The sequence below is a fragment of the Agrobacterium tumefaciens str. B6 genome (assembly GCF_001541315.1).
GTDB lineage: Bacteria > Pseudomonadota > Alphaproteobacteria > Rhizobiales > Rhizobiaceae > Agrobacterium > Agrobacterium radiobacter.
Window position 1 is genome coordinate 59,813 of sequence record NZ_LMVK01000003.1, and the last position, 16,947, is coordinate 76,759.

Below are 16,947 nucleotides of genomic sequence, written 5' to 3' on the forward strand. Positions count from 1 at the left end.
TCGTGTCACCGTATTTGACGTTCATTTGAGGCAATGTGACAGAAATTGTCTTCCAGGCGGGGATCGAATTGCCATATCTGCATCGGAATAACGCGCTTTCGACCAGGATCGCGCGCGGCTTGATCAAGGATATATGCACGAAGCTGTCGGCGCGCGCTGTCACCTTTGCCTGCCTGATGCTCGCCGCAATGCCCTTCGTAGGTGTTTCGGCGACGGAAGCCGCCGCCGAGACGCGCAGCCTCAAACTGTATTATATCCATACACGCGAGAAGGCGGTCATCACCTTCAAGCGCAATGGAAAATATGACCAGAAGGGCCTGCAGGAGCTGAATCGATTCCTGCGCGACTGGCGTCGCAACCAGCCGACACGCATGGATCCGCGCCTTTTCGATCTCGTCTGGGAAGTTTATCGCCGCAGTGGCGCGACCGATTACATCAACGTCGTTTCGGCCTTCCGCTCGCCGGAGACCAACGGTCTCTTGCGGACGCGCACCAAAGGCGTCGCCGAAAAAAGCCAGCATATGCTCGGCAAGGCCATGGACTTTTATATCCCCGGCGTGAAGCTTTCCCGCCTTCGTGAAATCGGCATGCAGATGCAGATCGGCGGCGTCGGTTTCTATCCGACCTCGGGATCTCCCTTCGTGCACATGGATGTCGGTGGCGTTCGCGCCTGGCCGCGCATGAGCCGCCAGGAACTCGTCCGCATCTTCCCGAACGGCAATACGCTGCACCTTCCGTCCGACGGCAAGCCGCTTCCCGGTTATGAGCAGGCGCTCGCCGATTACAAGAAGCGCGTCAACTCCTCCTCCGTTCAGGTTGCTTCCAGCGCCGGTGCCGGCCCTGCCTCTTCCGGCGGCGGCAAGCGCAAGACCCTGTTGCAGGCCCTCTTTGGCGGTGGCGACGAGGATGAAGATCCCGATAGCATCGCAGCGCCGGAGCCCGCAGAACGCCCGGCTGTCGCTCGCCCGGCGGCTCCGCAGCAGGCAGCTCCCGAGCCTGAACCCACCATTGCAGTCGCTTCGGCACAGGCACTTCCCGGCGTGAATGATGCGCCGCTGCCGACGGCTCGTCCCGCATTCGGCAACCAGCCGCCTGCCAATACCGGCCTTGCGACGGCCCTTTATTCTCCGGCCCGCAATGCTGCGCAGGATGCTCTGCAGGCAGCGACCACGCCGACGCCGACGTCAGCTCCGACCGAGCGCCAGCAATTTGCCGATCTCGCTGAGGTTTCCGTGCCCGTGCCCACACTTCTCGGCCCGCGTGGCATGAAGGGTGATGCGGAAGGGTCTATCCTGACGGCTTCCGCCGACGGTGCGACACCGGCTGCGACCGGCGAGCTTGCTTCAGTTCCGGTTCCCGCCAACCGTCCGGCCGTGGCAGAAGCCCTGCTTGCGGCTGCAAATGCCGATCCGGAAGGTGAAGACGATCTCGCCGAGGCGCAGCAGGATACGCTTTCGCCGACGGTGGTTGCCGCTCTTGAACAGAGCGGTCAGGCTGCCCGGTCGCAGGTCCAGTCGGCTGCCATGCCAACAGCTGCCCCATTCCCGGCTGCCGTCAACCACAAGGTTACCGTCGCACCCGCCGAAACGGCCAAGGCCGAACCGCAGGCTGGCTTCGGTGATGCTTTTGACCTGAAGCCCGCCATCAATGGCGGCCTCAGCGCCGGCATGCCGACCAAGGGTTCGCGTCCAAGCAGGCAGGATGCCGCCGTTTCCCAGCAGGCCATGGTGGGTGGTGGACGCCTCACGCAGGACCTTATTTCGGACTGGGCGCTCAACCAGAACAAGGGCGCGACCGGACGCTCGGTAAAGGCACCGCGTGTTGTCGCCAACCGCATGCTCAGCAACGACATGTCGGCTTCCGCCACTTCGGCGAGCTTCAAGCCGGGGGCCGTGGCCATCGAATCCAGCCGCTTCAGCACGCCGGTGAAGATGCACTGAGCCAGTTCTATCAGATGACCAATAAAAACCCCGCCGGCGACGGCGGGGTTTTTCATGCTGTATATTGCGCGGCGTCAGACGCCGCTCTGGCCGTCCGAGCCGATATAGGCAATGCGCACCATATTGGTCGCGCCGGGGGTGCCGAGCGGCACACCTGCGGAGATGATGATGCGATCGCCCGGCTTGCCGAAGCCTTCGGAAACCACGATGCGACAAGCGCGGTTCACCATGTCGTCGAGATCGCTGGCATCACCGGTGACGACGCAGTGCAGGCCCCAGACGACCGACAGGCGGCGTGCGGTCTGGATGATCGGCGACAGCGCAATGATCGGAACCTGCGGCCGTTCGCGCGCGGCGCGCAGGCCGGTCGTGCCCGAGGACGTATAGGTGACGATCGCCGCAAGCTTCAGCGTTTCGGCGATCTGGCGGGCGGCAAGCGAAATGGCGTCGGCACCTGTCGGTTCCGGCTGGGCGCGCTGCGCATAGATGATATTGGAATAATAGGGGTCCTGTTCCACCGTGCTGGCGATGGAGGCCATGGTGGAAACCGCTTCGACCGGGTAGTCGCCGGAGGCGGATTCAGCCGACAGCATGATGGCATCAGCGCCTTCGAAGACGGCGGTCGCGACGTCGGAGACTTCGGCGCGTGTCGGTACAGGCGCGGTGATCATCGATTCCAGCATCTGTGTGGCGACCACGACCGGCTTGCCGGCGCGGCGGCAGGCGCGGGTCAACTGCTTCTGGATGCCGGGAACGGCTTCCAGCGGCATTTCGACACCCAGATCGCCACGGGCAACCATCAATGCATCGGAAAGCTCGATGATTTCTTCGATACGCTCGACAGCCTGGGGCTTTTCGATCTTGGACATCAGGCCGACGCGGCCACGTGCGATCTTACGCACTTCGGCCAGGTCTTCCGGACGCTGGACGAAGGAAAGCGCCACCCAGTCGACTTCACCGGTTTCGAGGACTGCATCAAGGTCGACGCGGTCCTTGTCGGTCAGAACGCCGACGCCGAGCAGCGTATCCGGCAGGCTGATGCCCTTACGGTCGGAAATGCGGGTGCCGGAAATGACTGTCGTGACGATGCTCTTGCCGTCGCTCTTTTCAGCGCGCAGATGGAGCTTGCCGTCATCGATCAGCAGGCGGTGGCCGGGCTTGACCGCTTCAAGAATTTCAGGGTGCGGCAGGAAAACACGGGTGTTGTCGCCGGGGGTGTCGTTGTTATCAAGCGTGAAGGTCTGGCCCGGAACCAGATCGACCTTCGTCTCGGCGAATTTTCCGACGCGCAGCTTGGGACCCTGCAGGTCGGCCAGAATGCCGATGGGACGACCGGTACGGCTCTCGACGGAGCGGATGCGCTGAATGAGCGTCCGCATCACGTCGTGGCTCGCATGGCTCATGTTGATCCGGAAAAGATCAGCGCCAGCAAGATGCAGCTTCTCGATCATGGCCTCTTCGGAAGAGGCCGGGCCGAGAGTTGCAAGAATTTTGACTTTGCGGTTACGCTTCATCAGTTTTGATTTCCCTGTGTGCCTGGCGTATCGGAAAGCTGGACCATCCAACTGCCCTGTCTGCCCGTGTCATATTCCTTGAAACCCATTCTCTGGAAGCTGCGGGCAAAACAATCGTCCACGCCGTTGATCTTGAACTCGTTCTCCGCCACGCACATGTTGACGTCACCGGTCCAGCGGCCGCCATGAGCGGCATCTTCGGCATAGAGATAATAATAACGTGACTGCAGCTCGCCCTCGATCAGCGTCGCGCAGGTCGAAGAGGGGACCTGCCACCAGCCTTCGCTGACCCAGCCCTCCTGTGCCCGGTAGCCGATTGCGACCCCCACGAGGTTCTGCGTGCTGTTGCACACGCGAAAATCCGCATGCGCGGGTGCCGCGATCATGAACGGGGTCAAAAACAATGCCGCTGCGGAAAAAAGACGGGCGATATGCCTGAAGTGGCGAGGAAGAGCGAGAGATGACTGAGTCACGGCTTCCATCCGGATTCCATGGTTATAATGAACACACTTCTTGGCGTGGCCGCCCAAGAAAGTCAACGCGAGTTTAATCGATTATATTGTTCGTGGGATCATGAGTGCGATAAGGTAGATGGCTGTTCTTTCGCCGTAACTTGCGCCCGGCCTCAAGCCATGCCATCAAGCTTCTCTCCTCAATCCTGCCCCAGAAAATCATCGATGAACGACTTCATACCCTATGAAATCATAGAAGGCGAATATGACAAAGGCATGGTTCTTCTGGCGGACCATGCCATGAACCTCCTGCCGGCACACTACGGCAAACTTGGCCTTCCGCAAACCGCTTTTCATCGCCATATCGCATTTGATATCGGTATAGAGGGGCTGACGCGCTCGCTTGCCGCGCGCCTGGGCGTACCGGCGGTGCTCGGGCGGTTTTCGCGGCTCCTGATCGATCCGAATCGCGGCGAGGATGATCCCACTCTCATCATGAAGATCTCGGACGGGGCGATCATCCCCGGTAACCATCCGATTTCGGACGAGGAATGGCAAAGGCGAATCGAGATTTTTCACCGGCCCTATCACAATGCCGTGGACCGTGTGCTGACCGGCGTGGCCGAGGCCTCGGAAGAAGCGCCGCTCGTCCTGTCGCTGCATTCCTACACGCCGTTCTGGAAGGAAACGCCGCGGCCATGGCATGCGGCGGTTCTGTGGGACACGGATCATCGCGCGGTCGATCCGCTTCTGGCGCATCTGCGTGCCACCGGCGATATCCTTGTGGGTGACAACGAACCCTATGACGGGGCGCTGAAGGGCGACACCATGTATCGTCATTGCATGATGAAGGGCCTGCCGCATGCGCTTCTCGAGGTTCGGCAGGACCTGATCGCGGATGAGAAGGGGATCGCCGAATGGTCGGATCGGCTCGCTCCCATTTTCGCCGCAATGAATGACGATCCCGTTTTGCATGAATATCAGATGTTCTCCTCCCGCACCGGTCCCTATTGAGCCTGGAGTTTTGCCATGACGAAAGAGAACGACAACAGGCAGATCGAGTTTGAAGCGGCCGCCTTCCGCCGCCTCGTCAGGCACCTTCGTGAACGTCACGACGTGCAGAATATCGACCTGATGAATCTCGCGGGCTTTTGCCGCAACTGCCTTTCCAACTGGTATCGGGAAGCGGCCGAAGAGGCTGGCGTTCCGCTCAGCAAGGATGAATCCCGCGAAATCGTCTACGGCATGCCATATGAGGATTGGAAAGAGAAATATCAGGCGGAGGCGAGTGATACCCAGAAAGCCGCCTTTGAACAGAACCGGCCGAGGGAATAACCTCTGATCGACGGAAACGACTTGACGGGACGCCTTTCAGTGGGCAGTTCACAGGCCTGAATTTTGCTGCCCGCTGGCAGCGGCCGGCGAAGGCTTCGTCCGGAATGATGAACAAGGCTCCCATGCGGGCCGCCAATAAAGGATGATATGATGGACGATACCAGCACCACCGAAACCGTCGCCGCCGCAGAACTGCGTCAGTTCATCGAGCGCGTTGAGCGCCTCGAAGAGGAAAAGGCCGCCATTCAGGGCGATATCAAGGATGTCATGGGCGAGGCCAAGGGTCGTGGTTACGACACCAAGGCGATCCGCACCATCATCCGTCTGCGCAAGAAGGATGCCAATGAGCGCATCGAAGAAGAAACGATTCTCCAGACCTATATGGCCGCGCTCGGTATGGAATGATCGGTTGAGAACGTCTCAATGAAAAATCGCCGCTTCTGCGGCGATTTTTGTTTGGGCCTCTGCCCAATTCAGCCGCGCGTGCCGGCGAGCTTTTCCGAAAGGTCGGCAGCTTCCTTGCGGGCGTCCTTGTCCGCAGGATAAAGCGCCAGATAACGCTCCCAGGCCTTCAGCGCCAACTCGTCGCGGCCCGAGGCTTCGAGGATGTTGGCAAGGCTTGCGAGTGCCGGGAAATAGCGCGGCTCCCTTTCCAGCGTCAGATTGATATCCGCCATCGCCTTGCGGGTATCACCATCGGCGAAATGGACCATGGCGCGGCGATACGGCGCCTGCACATAGTCAGGATCGAGCAAAACAATCTGGTCGAGAAAATCGTAAGCGGCGGCGTTGCGCTTTTCGTCGGCGGCTTCGCCCGCCCATTGCATCAGGAGATTGATTGTCGCGCTGCCGGAATCATTCCATTCGGAGGCGATCTGGTTGGCAATGCTACGTGCCTTGACCGCATTCCGTTCTTTTTTCAGCGATGCAAAAAGAGTGTCAATGGTTTTGGCGGGTGAAGGCGCGGATTCCGCAACAGCAGGTGCCTGCCCGTCCGCCGCATGGGCAATCGCAGCCATTCCCGGAAACGGGAGGCTTGAAAACAGGAAGCCCTGAGCGAGAATGATAGCCGTGCAAAAACGATTTGGGCGCATGGGTTAAAGCTTAACCCGGCTGCGCCCAATATCAAATGCAAACTTCTGCACTGTCAACAAAGTGATCCGCGAAATCATCGCGAACCGCAGTCAATCAGCCCTGACGAGCCTTGAAGCGCGGGTTCTGCTTGTTGATGATGTAGACGCGGCCCTTGCGGCGAACCAGGCGGTTATCGCGATGACGGGCCTTAAGCGCTTTAAGCGAATTCTTGATCTTCATTTTACTGGTCCGCAGTTTTGCACGGATTTTGCCGTGCTATTCAAACAATCAAAAGCGCGCAACGGGGCGCGCTCTTTTCGGTTGGCAGGCAGATACCCGTTTGAGCCCTGCCTGTCAACACTTGGCCGTGCCTTTGCCTTAAAAGACTAGGCTTTTCCTGTGTGCAGAAGCTCGGTCACATGGCCCATCTTGCGGCCCGGCCGTGCTTCCGTCTTGCCGTAGAGATGCACGAGACAGTCTTTTTTCGACAGCCATGCCGGCACATCGTCGATGTCGTCGCCGATCAGGTTGGTCATGACGCAATCGGAGTGGCGCTCCGTGCTGCCGGGGGCGAGGCCCGACACGGCCCGGATATGCTGTTCAAACTGCGAGATCACGCAGGCCGCTTCCGTCCAGTGGCCGGTATTGTGAACGCGTGGCGCCATTTCATTGGCAACCAGCGAACCATCCGGCAGGACGAAGAATTCGATGCCGATGACGCCGACATATTCGAGCGCGGCCAGAAGCTTCTCTGCTGACTCCACGGCAACCGCCTTCGCGGCACCGGAGAGCGCTGCCGGAACAGTGGACGTGTGCAGAATGCCGTTCAGATGGACATTCTCGGCGGGATCATAACAGGTGACAGTACCGTCCTGGAAACGGGCGGCGATGATCGAAATCTCCCGCTCGAAGGCGACAAAGCTCTCGAGAATGAGCGGCGCGCCGCCGAGCGCTGCAAAGGCACCCGCGAGGTCTTCGCCGCCCCGGAAGAGACGCTGGCCCTTGCCGTCATAACCCATGCGACGGGTCTTCAGTACGCCCTTGCCGCCGAAAGCGGCCAGAGCAGTTTCCAGCTCTTCCTGGCTGTCCACTGCACGAAAATCGGCGGTCGGGATGCCGCCACCATTGAGGAAGCGTTTTTCAGTCAACCGGGCCTGCGAGGCGCTGAGCGCCTGCGCCGGTGGATAGACGGGAACGGAGAGGCTGAGCTTTTCGGCGGCCGCGACCGGCACGTTTTCAAATTCGTAGGTCACGACCTCGCAGCGGTTTGCGAGGTCCGCAAGCGCTTTTTCGTCATCATATTCCCCGACGATCTGGTCGTTGCAGACCTGCGCAGCCGGGCAATCGGCCTGCGGTTCCAGCACGATGGTTCGGTGGTTGAGACGGGCAGCGGCCATCGCCAGCATGCGCCCGAGCTGCCCGCCGCCGATGATGCCGATGGTCAGGTTGGTCGTCTTTGCCATCCCTTCGGTCGTCACTGGGCGCTGTCCATGGGATATTCGGCGACGGCTGCCGACTGGCGCGCACGCCAGGCATCAAGCCGGTCAGCGAGGTCCTCGTCGCTCAGCGCCAGAACCGCAGCGGCGAGAAGGGCCGCATTGATCGCGCCGGCCTTGCCGATGGCGAGCGTGCCGACGGGAATGCCGGCGGGCATCTGAACGATGGAATAGAGGCTGTCCTGACCGGACATGGTCTTTGACTGAACCGGAACGCCGAACACCGGAAGCGGCGTCATTGAGGCCGTCATGCCGGGCAGATGGGCAGCGCCGCCGGCGCCCGCGATAATGACCTTGAAGCCTTCGTCCTTCGCGCCATTGGCGAAGTCATAAAGCCGGTCCGGGGTGCGGTGGGCGGAAATGATGCGGGCTTCGTATTCGATGTCGAGCGCATCCAGCGTATCGGCGGCGTTCTTCATGGTCTCCCAGTCGGACTGGCTGCCCATGATGATGGCGACGGGGGGCGTTTCTGCTGTCACGTAATCTCTCCGGCTCAGGCGATGATATCGGGAATGACCTGGTCTTCGAGCTGGGTCATCTTGTCCTTGACGGCCAGCTTCTTCTTTTTCATGCGCTGTATTCTCAGCGCATCGCAGCTGGTCTGGATCATCGCGTTGATCGCCGCGTCATAATCCTCATGCTCCTGGCGCAGCCGCGCCAGCGTGAGCCTGATGTCCGCCTGGTCCTGATCGGGCATCTCGTCATCCCCATTTTATGCTAGCCGGATCGGCTCCGGCGCGTCTGTGATCGTTCACGAGCCTCTATCATCAAATCGCGGTAACGGGAAGTTATCCCTTGCGACCAAATTGCCCACTTATTGCCTTCATTTCGCCTTCGACAAGACCAACGATCCGTGTCACATTGTCGTCGCAAACCTGAAACTCCAGCGATGGAGAGCTGGAGGTAGGCTTAAAAATGGAAGGACGTGCCGCATGACCATTCAGGCTCATATTGCATCGCTCGAAAAGAAACACGGTGCTCTGGAGGAGGAGCTCGAAAGTATTCTTGCTTCCCCGTCCTCTGACGATAGAGAGATCGCCGACCTCAAACGCCGTAAACTGCGCCTGAAGGATGAACTGCAGAGGCTTAAAGCCTCCACAAGGCACTAATTGATGCCAAACCGCAGCCTTCAATGAAGGACTGACGGATTCCTTTTCGGCCCTGACGGCACCTGCGTGCTGCCAGGGCCTTTTAGTGGCTGCCTGAGCCTAGAAAGGCAACCCGTCCCAAAGCAGTTTCAGCGCGGCAATCAGCGCCATGGAATACATCAGCGGGTAAAACACGGATGGTTTCAGATATTTCACCACCCTTGCACCGGCAAGCGTCGCCAGCATCGCCACCGGCAGTAAGCTGGCCGAGGTTTTGAGGTTGGTGGCATCAAGCGCGCCGAGCGCGAAATAGGGAATGAGCTTGATCGCATTCATGATGGCGAAGAAGCGCACGCTCATGCCGGTATAGGTCTTTGGATCGAGCTTCAGCGGCAGAACATAGATCTGAAAGGGCGGTCCACCCGCATGGGCAACGAAGCTCGCATAACCGGAAAGGCTGGACCAGAGCGTGGCAGCAGCCGGTCTTTGCGGTTTGGCCGGAATTTCCTGTCCCTTACGGCTTTTGAAACTCTCCTGAAAATAACGCAGCACGAACAGGATCGTCACCGAGGCGACGACGAGGCGCATGGCATCCGCGGAGATGAGGCTTGAGGTCGCCCAGCCGAGCGTGATGCCGGCGATTGCGCCGGGCAGCATGATGAGGAGCGTTTCCCGGTGGTTGTGGTGCCGCCAGGCCCAAAGCGCCACGAGATCCATCACGATCAGGATCGGCAGAAAGATCGCGGCGGCCTGCACAGGCGATACGGCAAGCGCCATCAGCGGCACGCCCATTAGGGCCAGTGCGCCGCCCAGCCCGCCCTTGGAAAGGCCGACGAGCACGACTGCGGGGATGGCGACGAGATAAAAATGAAAATCGGTCAGCATGGATGGACAGTTGATCCTTTCGCCGGTCCGGTTTATCGGATTTGTCATATGAAAACGAGTGCAGATTGCGCGGCAAGCGTCTTCTGTCTGAAATGGACGAACCGATGACCCTAGTTGAAGATCGTTGCCGCCTTGTCCTGATCGTTCCGGAATCGGACGACGCGCAAAAGCAGGCGACAGAAGTGGAAGAAGCATTGCGGGGCGGCGATGTCGCTTCCGTCATCATTCCGCAATATGGTCTGGATGACGCCGCTTTCCAGAAACGCGCCGAATTGATCGTGCCTGTCGTGCAAAAGGCCGGTGCGGCGGCGCTCATTGCCGGAGACAGCCGCGTTGCCGGTCGCGTGAAGGCGGATGGCCTTCATGTGGCTGGCAATGCCGAGGCGCTTGCCGAGGCCGTGGAAAAGTTCACGCCGAAGCTGATCGTCGGCGGCGGCAATGCGGATGACCGTCACAAGGCTCTGGAGCAGGGCGAGTCCAATCCGGATTATGTGTTTTTCGGAAAGCTGGAAGGCGACATCAAGCCTGAGGCGCACCCCAAAAACCTGGCTCTCGGTGAGTGGTGGGCGTCGATGATCGAAATTCCGGCCATCGTCATGGGTGGCACGGATGTGTCTTCGGTTGTTGCCGTAGCTGAAACCGGCGTGGAGTTCGTGGCGATGCGCAGCGGCGTCTTTGACAATGCCGGTGGCGCTGCCCAGGCGGTTTCTGAAATCAACGCCCTGCTTGACGAAAAAGCGCCACGGTTTGGCGGTTGATACAGGCGATGATCATGCGCTCGGTTCACCTCTGCTTTTCCGTTTCGCTGCTGACGCTTGCTTTCGGCGCGCCGGCGGGTGTCGCTTTTGCTCAATCCGGGCCGCAGAGCGAAAGCAATGCGCTTTCCCGCCAGCTGGAAAATGAGGCTCAGCCGACCCGTCAGGGCAGGGTGCAATCCGAAGAGCAGAAGGACTTGCAGCCGTCCGCAGGCGTCAATGTCTATCAGCGCATGGGTGCGGAGCTGCCCGCCCTGCCGCCTGAAAAGGAATTCAAGGGCCGGGTGGACGAAGCCTATGGGCATTTCCAGCGCGGTGAATATGTGCAGGCGCTCGACAAGGCGCTGAACCGTGCGCAGAACGGTGACGCATCCGCCCAGACGCTGGTGGCGGAAATGATGTCGCGTGGTCTGGGCATTGCCCGTGACGAAAAAACCGCTGCTTTCTGGTATCAGCAGGCTGCAGAGGGTGGCGATCCCGTTGCCATGTTCAAATTCGCCCTGATCCTGATGGAAGGCAAATTCGTCACCCGCGACAAGGCGAAAGCTGACGATTTCATGCGCCGCGCCGCGGAAGGCGGTAATGCCTCTGCTCAGTTCAACTGGGGCCAGATTCTGGTTTCGGAAAATCCCGGCGCCAAGGGCCTGCTGATGGCTTTGCCTTTCTACGAAAAATCCGCTGACCAGGGCATTGCAGATGCGCAATATGCGGTGTCGCAGATTTACTGGTCGGTGAAGGACGTGCCGGCCGAAAAGAAGGCCAAGGCGCGGGACTGGCTGATGCGGGCCGCAAAGGCGGGTTACGACACCGCGCAGGTCGATCTTGGCATCTGGCTGGTGAATGGTTTCGGCGGCGAGCGCAATCTGGATGAGGGCTTCCGCTGGCTATACGGTGCGGCACAGCGTGGTAATGTCGTGGCGCAGAACAAGGTGGCGCATCTTTATATTCAGGCGCTTGGCACCCGGCCCGATGCGGTCGAAGCGGCCAAATGGTATGTGCTTTCCCGTCGCGCGGGGCTGAAGGATCCCTCCCTCGAGGACTTTTATCTCGGGATCACCGACGAGCAGCAGAAGAAGGCGATTGAGGCCGCAAATCGTTTCCGCCCGACGTGATGGCAGACGGGCCTAACCACGCTGGCGCGGCCGCATGGGCTTTTTGCCTTGAATTTCCGCGCGTTTTGTGGTCTTGAACCGCAAACTTTCAATTCAAGAAAATAATGACGTGCCTGCCCGGTGAACTTCCGGGCGGTTCGCAAGCTTTCCAGGAAACAAATTCGATGGCCCGTTCAGCCCTTCTCAATGTCATGGTTCAGGCCGCCATCAAGGCGGGTAAGTCTTTGTCGCGTGACTTCGGTGAAGTGCAGAACCTTCAGGTTTCGGTCAAGGGGCCGAGCGATTTCGTCTCGCAGGCGGATCTGAAAGCCGAAAAGATCGTGCGCGATGAATTGATGAAAGCCCGCCCGACCTATGACTTCCTGGGTGAAGAAGGCGGCGAGGAAAAGGGTAGCGATGGCGCGCATCGCTGGATCGTGGATCCGCTTGATGGCACCACTAACTTCCTGCACGGCATTCCGCATTTTGCGGTTTCCATCGCGCTGGAGCGTAACGGTGAAGTCGTTGCCGGTGTGATCTTCAATCCGGCCACCGACGAACTCTACACCGCCGAGCGTGGCGGCGGCGCGTTCCTCAACGATCGTCGCATCCGTGTTGCCGCGCGCAAGGCGCTGACCGATTGCGTCATCGGCTGCGGCGTGCCGCATCTCGGTCGCGGCAATCACGGCAAGTTCCTGGTCGAGCTTCGCCATGTCATGGGTGAGGCTGCCGGCATCCGTCGCATGGGCGCGGCTTCGCTCGATCTGGCTTATGTCGCCGCGGGCCGTCTCGACGGTTACTGGGAAGCCGATCTTTCGCCATGGGATATGGCGGCCGGTCTGGTGCTGATTCGTGAAGCCGGCGGCTTCGCATCCGACATCAAGGGCGGCACGGATATCTTCGGCAGCGGCACCGTTGCTGCCGGAAATGAATATATCCACAAGGCGCTCGTTGAGGTCGCCAACCGTCCCATCCCGGGCCGCTGATCGGTTTTCGGCGGAAAACCTGTCGTTTTCTACAAGTTTTAGACGCCCGGCGAATGTTCGCCGGGTGTTTTTGTTTTCCATTGCCGGGTGCTCACACATTTTCCTAAAACGCCTGTGACGAAAGACCGGCTTTTCGCTTCAAATCGTCGCAATTTTCAAATAGCTTCCGCTGGATACCTGACCAGAGGGAATGCGAACGTTATGGCGGATTCGGAGCTGCTCGATCTTGGCGTCGAGAAACCGGTGACCACACGGCAATACAGCCACAAGCTGTCCAGCCCCACACCGTTTCTCTGGACGATGGTTCTGTTTCTGATCCTCGTCGGCTTTCTGGCGGCCATTCTCTATCGGCAGGCGCACACCGCCTTCATGACCAATCCGGGGCTCAACGGCTTCATTCTCGGCGTGTTGGCCATCGGCATCATTCTGGTGTTTACGCAGACGATGAGCCTGCGCTCGGAAGTCCGCTGGTTCAATGCCTTTCGTGCTGCCGGCAGCGTCGAAAAGGTCGGCCGTGCGCCAAAACTGCTTGCGCCGATGAGCACGCTGATCGGCAAGCGCGGCGAAGTCCGGCTTTCCACGGTCACGCAGCGGACCATCCTCGATTCCATCGCAACACGACTCGACGAATCGCGTGATACCTCGCGTTATCTCGTCGGCCTGCTGGTGTTTCTCGGTCTGCTCGGCACCTTCTGGGGCCTGATCGGCACCATCGGCGCCATCAGCAATGTCATCCAGTCGCTCGATCCGAGCGCCGGTGACAGCAACGATATTCTGAGCTCGCTCAAGGCCGGTCTCACCGCGCCGCTGGCGGGCATGGGAACGGCCTTCTCCTCGTCGCTGCTCGGTCTTTCAGGTTCGCTGATCCTCGGTTTTCTCGATCTTCAGGCCGGTCGCGCGCAGAACCGTTTTTACACCCAACTCGAAAACTGGCTGTCATCGGTAACTGACACCTCGGCGGAAGGGCCGAGGGAGTTCAAGGCCGTTGAGCCGGGCGCCATGGTCAGCACCGAGCGTTCGCTTGCGGCCATGACCAGCCTTGCCGAGGGCATTCAGGGTCTGGTCAAGAACATGCGCAGCGAACAGCAGATGCTGCGTGACTGGATCGAGGCGCAGCAGGAGGAATCGAAATCACTCCGCCGCACGCTCGACCGGCTGTCGGCGCGGATCGATAGCGACACGAAATCATCCGGACGCACCCGGCACGATAACGGGAGCGAGTAGCCATGGCGCTTGCGCGCAACCGCCGCCGCGACAGGGGTGTGGATTATTGGCCGGGTTTCGTCGATGCGCTTTCGACGCTGCTGATGGCCATCATGTTTTTGCTGACGGTCTTCGTGCTGGCGCAATTCGTACTGTCGCGCGAAATTACCGGCAAGGACGAAGTGCTGACGCGCCTCAACAGCCAGATTGCCGAACTGACCGAACTTCTGGCCATGGAAAAAGGCAACAAGCAGGATATTGAGGACGCGCTAGCAAGCCTGCAATCGACGCTCGCAGCTTCAGAAAACGAGCGTTCCCGACTGCAGGCGCTTCTCGATGCGGGATCGGGCAACAATGCGAACGCCAATGCCCGGATTGGCAGCCTGACCGGCGAGCTGGACGACCAGCGGCAGGCCAATTCCCGCGCCTCCGCGCAGATCGAATTGCTGAACCAGCAGATTGCGGCGCTGAGAGCGCAGATCGCTTCGGTGGAAGCCGCCCTGCAGGCTTCGGAAGCCAAGGATACCTCGTCTCAGGTCAAGATCGCCGATCTCGGCCGTCGCCTCAATGTCGCGCTGGCGCAGCGGGTGCAGGAACTGAACCGCTATCGGTCTGATTTCTTCGGGCGGCTGCGCGAAATCCTGTCGGACCGCGAAAATATCCGCATCGTCGGTGACCGGTTCGTCTTCCAGTCCGAAGTGCTATTCCCTTCCGGCGGCAATGAACTCAATCCGGAAGGACAGACGGAGATGGAGAAGCTGGCGGTCGCGCTGCTCGATCTCGCCAAGGAAATTCCGGCGGAGATCAACTGGGTCCTGCGCGTGGATGGCCACACGGATAATGTCCAGCTTTCCGGTTCCGGACGTTACCGGGACAATTGGGAACTATCCTCGGCCCGTGCCACCTCTGTGGTGAAATTCCTGATTTCCAAGGGCGTCCCGGCAAACCGGCTGGTCGCCGCTGGTTTCGGCGAATATCAGCCGATTGCCGAAGGCGATACCCCGGAAGCACGGCAGCAGAATCGCCGTATCGAACTCAAGCTCACCGAGCGCTAGCATTTATGGAGAATGCATGACGTTTCCACACGAGCCTTACGCCGTTGCTCAACTGGCAATGTCACAGTTGAAGTCGGCCATTTATCTCCTACTGAAGGACGCTAAGAGCGTCGGAATGAAGAATTCTGAAATCGGTCGGGCGCTTGGAATCTACACGGGCCATGTTGAGCACGAAGGCCATATTTCACGGACTTTGTTGTCGATTATGGAGGCAGAGGGCGTGGTAGAGCAAAATAAAGAAACAAAGCTCTGGTCGCTAAAAAAAATCTAGCTCGCTCAAGATTTTTATCTCCCACATTCGGGGCCCCTGCGATAAGTTCTGAATTTACGTTCGCGTAAAAGTAATTCCGTCATATCTGGGAGGGGCTGATGGAACGCTATGATGTGATCGTTGTCGGCGCTGGGCTTGCCGGGCTGGTGGCGGCAACCGAGGCTGCTGAGCGAGGTTTCAGCGTCTGTGTCGTGGATCAGGAGGGCGAGCAGAACCTTGGCGGCCAGGCCTTCTGGTCGCTGGGCGGTCTGTTTTTCGTCGATAGCCCCGAACAGCGCCGGATGCGGGTGCGAGACAGTATCGATCTTGCAAGGCAAGACTGGTTCGGCTCAGCGGGTTTCGACCGTCCGGAGGATTATTGGCCGCGCCGTTGGGCGGAGGCCTATCTCGATTTCGCTGCCGGTGAAAAACGCGAATGGCTGCACCGTATGGGCATGCGCTGGTTTCCTGTGGTCGGCTGGGCCGAGCGCGGCGGCAGCCTCGCCCATGGTCATGGCAATTCCGTTCCGCGTTTCCATGTCACGTGGGGCACGGGTCCGGGCGTACTCGCACCCTTCGTTAAAAAGGCGAAGGCCATGGCGGCAACCGGCCGGCTGACCTTCCGTTTTCGCCACCGGGTTGATCGTCTGGAGGTCGCCGACGGCCGGGTGACCGGCATTTCAGGCGCTGTTCTTGCAGCAGACCCCGTGCAACGCGGGCAGGAGAGCAGCCGGGAAGAGCAGGGCGATTTTACTTTCTCCGCTGCGACGGTCATCGTCAGTTCCGGCGGCATCGGCGGCAATCAGGAGCTGGTGCGGCGCAACTGGCCGGTGGAACGGTTGGGCGAGCCTCCCGCAAGCATGGTCTGCGGTGTTCCCGCGCATGTGGATGGCCGCATGATCGCCATTACGGAAACGGCTGGCGGAGCCGTCATCAATCGTGACCGCATGTGGCATTATACCGAGGGCGTGAAAAACCATGATCCGATCTGGCCGGGTCACGGGATCCGCATTCTGCCCGGTCCCTCGTCCTTCTGGTGCGATGCGGATGGAAACCGCCTCGCCGCCCCCGCCATGCCGGGTTTCGATACGCTCGGCACGCTTAAAATGCTGGGCGAACGCGGCAGCGGCCATAGCTGGTTCATTCTGACCAAGGTGATCATCAAGAAGGAATTTGCGCTTTCAGGCTCGGAGCAGAATCCTGATCTGACCGGCAAGGATATACCGCTGCTGCTCAAAAGGTTGGGCAAGGAGCCGCCGGGACCAGTGCGTGCTTTCATGGAGTGCGGCGAAGATTTCGCGGTTCGAGATACGCTGGAAGAACTCGTGGCGGCGATGAACGCCATCAGTGGCGATAACCGGCTGCATATAGACCATATCCGCCGGCAGATCGAAGCGCGCGACCGTGAAATCGAAAATGGTTTCAGTAAGGATGCCCAGGTAACGGCCATCCATGGCGCACGTCGTTATCTTGGCGACCGGCTGATGCGGACGGCAAAACCGCACCGGCTGCTCGACCCGTCGATGGGACCGTTGATTGCCGTGCGGCTGCATGTGCTGACGCGCAAGACGCTTGGCGGCCTTCATACCGATCTTGAAGCGCGGGTGCTGGATGCTGCCGGTGAGCCGGTGCCGGGGCTTTATGCCGCCGGCGAAGTGGCGGGTTTCGGTGGCGGTGGCATGCATGGCTACAACGCGCTGGAGGGCACATTCCTTGGCGGCTGCCTGTTTTCGGGCCGCATTGCCGGACGCAGCGTGCTGGCGTGAGCCGTTGAGAGCGGAATGGTGAAACACCAGCGGTTTTGCCTGAAATTCCGCTCCGAT

20 protein-coding genes are annotated in these 16,947 nt (G+C 59.9%); 12 read left to right on the forward strand and 8 right to left on the reverse strand.

The window, feature by feature from the left end; translation table 11 throughout:
- Positions 1–35 precede the first annotated feature (35 nt).
- Positions 36–1,940, forward strand: coding sequence for a DUF882 domain-containing protein (locus tag ASB65_RS04410; protein ID WP_060723139.1), 1,905 nt, complete (start codon positions 36–38; stop codon positions 1,938–1,940).
- Positions 1,941–2,014: 74 nt separating this feature from the next.
- On the opposite strand, the gene pyk is transcribed toward ASB65_RS04410, so the two are convergent.
- Together pyk and ASB65_RS04420 are read right to left on the reverse strand one after the other, a co-directional pair.
- Complete coding sequence (pyk, locus tag ASB65_RS04415; RefSeq protein ID WP_003506145.1) at positions 2,015–3,454, reverse strand: pyruvate kinase; 1,440 nt, start codon at positions 3,452–3,454, stop codon at positions 2,015–2,017.
- On the reverse strand, positions 3,454–3,840 hold the full coding sequence (locus ASB65_RS04420; RefSeq protein WP_020012242.1) for a DUF1036 domain-containing protein: 387 nt from the start codon (positions 3,838–3,840) through the stop codon (positions 3,454–3,456). Before ASB65_RS04420 ends, pyk begins: the two co-directional genes overlap by 1 nt.
- A gap of 291 nt (positions 3,841–4,131) precedes the next feature.
- Between ASB65_RS04420 and ASB65_RS04425 the strand changes: the two genes are divergently transcribed.
- The 3 genes from ASB65_RS04425 (at position 4,132) to ASB65_RS04435 (ending at position 5,646) form a co-directional block, all read left to right on the forward strand.
- Positions 4,132–4,920, forward strand: coding sequence for an N-formylglutamate amidohydrolase (locus ASB65_RS04425; protein WP_031234257.1), 789 nt, complete (start codon positions 4,132–4,134; stop codon positions 4,918–4,920).
- Between the two features lie 15 nt (positions 4,921–4,935).
- On the forward strand, positions 4,936–5,241 hold the full coding sequence (locus tag ASB65_RS04430; protein WP_003506151.1) for a DUF1244 domain-containing protein: 306 nt from the start codon (positions 4,936–4,938) through the stop codon (positions 5,239–5,241).
- Positions 5,242–5,388: 147 nt separating this feature from the next.
- Positions 5,389–5,646: a DUF2312 domain-containing protein gene (locus tag ASB65_RS04435; RefSeq protein ID WP_020812069.1), complete on the forward strand. Its 258-nt coding sequence runs from the start codon at positions 5,389–5,391 to the stop codon at positions 5,644–5,646.
- Between the two features lie 68 nt (positions 5,647–5,714).
- Here the strand turns inward: ASB65_RS04435 and ASB65_RS04440 are convergent, their stop codons facing one another.
- The 5 genes from ASB65_RS04440 to ASB65_RS04460 form a co-directional block, all read right to left on the reverse strand.
- A complete protein-coding gene (locus tag ASB65_RS04440) occupies positions 5,715–6,335 on the reverse strand; it encodes a tetratricopeptide repeat protein (protein WP_060723140.1) in 621 nt (206 codons plus the stop codon).
- A 94-nt stretch (positions 6,336–6,429) separates the two neighbouring features.
- Complete coding sequence (gene ykgO / locus ASB65_RS04445; protein WP_003497670.1) at positions 6,430–6,555, reverse strand: type B 50S ribosomal protein L36; 126 nt, start codon at positions 6,553–6,555, stop codon at positions 6,430–6,432.
- 146 nt (positions 6,556–6,701) lie between these two features.
- Positions 6,702–7,778 (reverse strand): 5-(carboxyamino)imidazole ribonucleotide synthase, encoded by a 1,077-nt coding sequence (locus tag ASB65_RS04450; RefSeq protein ID WP_060723168.1) that lies wholly within the window; start codon positions 7,776–7,778, stop codon positions 6,702–6,704.
- 11 nt (positions 7,779–7,789) lie between these two features.
- Positions 7,790–8,257 (reverse strand): 5-(carboxyamino)imidazole ribonucleotide mutase, encoded by a 468-nt coding sequence (purE, locus tag ASB65_RS04455; RefSeq protein ID WP_035212960.1) that lies wholly within the window; start codon positions 8,255–8,257, stop codon positions 7,790–7,792.
- A gap of 47 nt (positions 8,258–8,304) precedes the next feature.
- Entirely contained in the window at positions 8,305–8,508 is a 204-nt protein-coding gene (locus tag ASB65_RS04460; RefSeq protein WP_003497661.1) for a YdcH family protein, read from the reverse strand.
- Between the two features lie 235 nt (positions 8,509–8,743).
- Here ASB65_RS04460 and ASB65_RS27020 point away from each other — a divergent pair, with 235 nt between their 5' ends.
- Positions 8,744–8,920, forward strand: a complete 177-nt coding sequence (locus tag ASB65_RS27020) for a YdcH family protein (protein ID WP_003506164.1) — start codon at positions 8,744–8,746, stop codon at positions 8,918–8,920.
- Positions 8,921–9,019: 99 nt separating this feature from the next.
- Here ASB65_RS27020 and ASB65_RS04465 read toward each other — a convergent pair whose 3' ends face one another.
- On the reverse strand, positions 9,020–9,784 hold the full coding sequence (locus ASB65_RS04465; protein WP_003506166.1) for a sulfite exporter TauE/SafE family protein: 765 nt from the start codon (positions 9,782–9,784) through the stop codon (positions 9,020–9,022).
- A 104-nt stretch (positions 9,785–9,888) separates the two neighbouring features.
- Between ASB65_RS04465 and ASB65_RS04470 the strand changes: the two genes are divergently transcribed.
- The 7 genes from ASB65_RS04470 to ASB65_RS04500 all read left to right on the forward strand — a co-directional run bounded on the left by ASB65_RS04470 (position 9,889) and on the right by ASB65_RS04500 (position 16,890).
- On the forward strand, positions 9,889–10,542 hold the full coding sequence (locus ASB65_RS04470; protein ID WP_003506168.1) for a thiamine phosphate synthase: 654 nt from the start codon (positions 9,889–9,891) through the stop codon (positions 10,540–10,542).
- A gap of 8 nt (positions 10,543–10,550) precedes the next feature.
- Positions 10,551–11,651, forward strand: coding sequence for a tetratricopeptide repeat protein (locus ASB65_RS04475; protein WP_060723141.1), 1,101 nt, complete (start codon positions 10,551–10,553; stop codon positions 11,649–11,651).
- Between the two features lie 164 nt (positions 11,652–11,815).
- Positions 11,816–12,616 carry an inositol monophosphatase family protein gene (locus tag ASB65_RS04480; RefSeq protein WP_003506172.1) on the forward strand — a complete coding sequence of 267 codons (801 nt, stop codon included), beginning with the start codon at positions 11,816–11,818 and terminating at the stop codon, positions 12,614–12,616.
- Between the two features lie 201 nt (positions 12,617–12,817).
- The gene (locus tag ASB65_RS04485) at positions 12,818–13,840 is read left to right on the forward strand and encodes a hypothetical protein (protein WP_003506173.1); all 1,023 of its coding nucleotides are present in this window, start codon (positions 12,818–12,820) and stop codon (positions 13,838–13,840) included.
- 2 nt (positions 13,841–13,842) lie between these two features.
- Entirely contained in the window at positions 13,843–14,874 is a 1,032-nt protein-coding gene (locus ASB65_RS04490) for a peptidoglycan -binding protein (RefSeq protein ID WP_003506175.1), read from the forward strand.
- Positions 14,875–14,890: 16 nt separating this feature from the next.
- Positions 14,891–15,145 (forward strand): hypothetical protein, encoded by a 255-nt coding sequence (locus ASB65_RS04495; protein WP_060723142.1) that lies wholly within the window; start codon positions 14,891–14,893, stop codon positions 15,143–15,145.
- A gap of 98 nt (positions 15,146–15,243) precedes the next feature.
- Positions 15,244–16,890: an FAD-binding dehydrogenase gene (locus ASB65_RS04500; protein ID WP_060723143.1), complete on the forward strand. Its 1,647-nt coding sequence runs from the start codon at positions 15,244–15,246 to the stop codon at positions 16,888–16,890.
- Positions 16,891–16,947: the final 57 nt, after the last annotated feature.